Genomic DNA, 1,185 nt, shown 5'->3' on the forward strand with positions numbered 1-1,185 from the left:
GTGGGAGATTCTATGGTTGAGGGGAAACCCTCAACCGGCCTTCGGCTGATATTCGCTTTGCCCCTTCAACAGCGCAAATACCACCCGCGCTAGCTTACGAGCCAGTATCACCAGCGCCTGTGTCGTACTGAATCCGCGGGCTCTTTGCTCCTCGTAAAAACCTTTCCACGCTGGCGTACGACTGGCCGACATCGCTGCGTTGTGCAGCAGCCGCCGGGCTTCTGGGTCTCCACGCTTGGTCAGGCTTCGGCGGCCGTCCTTTTGTCCTGACTGCGACACCCGTAAGTCCATTCCCAAAAACGCGATAAATGCATCCGCGTTTCGGAAGTCACCCCGCTGAAACGTCGCGATCAAACGGGCCCCGGTCAAAAATCCTATTCCTTCAACCTTTGTGCAGCGCTTCAGATCCGCGAGCAAACCGGCCTCTTTCAACTGATCGCTGATCATCTTCTCGACCAATGTTTCAAGCCTCTGCATTGAGGCTACTTGCTCTGCAAACGCGCTTTTGAGCAGCGGTTCATTCGCCCAGCTTTGAACCAGGCCAACTCGAGCCTGAACCAGCGCCGCGCGGCGGCGGAAAAGGCTCAGGAGGCGACGGTATAACGGTGATGGTGGAATCCAGGGATGTAGTTCTTCGTATTCATTTTTCAGATAACGAGCGAGCAGTTTGGCGTCTAACGCATCGGTTTTGGCTCGAACTTTCACTCCTTTGCGGTAATGGCTCAGCTCGTAGCCACCGACCATGTAAATCGTGCACCCGGCTTCATGAGCCAGATCGGCGAACGCCAAGTGATAGATGTTGGTCGACTCAATGGCCAGATCAACCGGTGCAAGCAAGCCTTTCAGCCATTTCTTGATGGCTGCCTTGTCATTAGAAATAGTCTCGAGTAGATCCAGCTCGGCCTGATAGATGACCAGCTCATTCTTGGCGACATCCACGCCCACGATTGGCTTGAAAACAGAAACCGACATTGCCATTGAACACCCCCCGAGATATGGTTTTGAGCACTTGAAGGGATCACCCAGAGGCGCAGGCTTGTTCCTATCGTCGGTCTAGCCAGATGCATTCTTTATCGGCGCTTGGGTGAAAGGAGGAGGGGCGAAATCTCCCACGGATCTGTACTGCGTCAACAGTCAGAAACCAGCCTAGTCCCTCCTCCTCCCTTCAAGTACCAGCATACAAGC

Annotated in this window: 1 protein-coding gene; it reads right to left on the minus strand. The window is 54.4% G+C overall.

Annotation, left to right across the window (positions count from 1 at the left end):
• Nucleotides 1–30: 30 nt before the first annotated feature.
• Nucleotides 31–978 carry an IS110 family transposase gene (locus tag N8H71_RS28690; protein ID WP_262196516.1) on the minus strand — a complete coding sequence of 316 codons (948 nt, stop codon included), beginning with the start codon at nucleotides 976–978 and terminating at the stop codon, nucleotides 31–33.
• Nucleotides 979–1,185 lie beyond the last annotated feature (207 nt).

It is taken from the genome of Pseudomonas koreensis, assembly GCF_025447595.1.
GTDB classification, from domain to species: domain Bacteria; phylum Pseudomonadota; class Gammaproteobacteria; order Pseudomonadales; family Pseudomonadaceae; genus Aquipseudomonas; species Aquipseudomonas koreensis_H.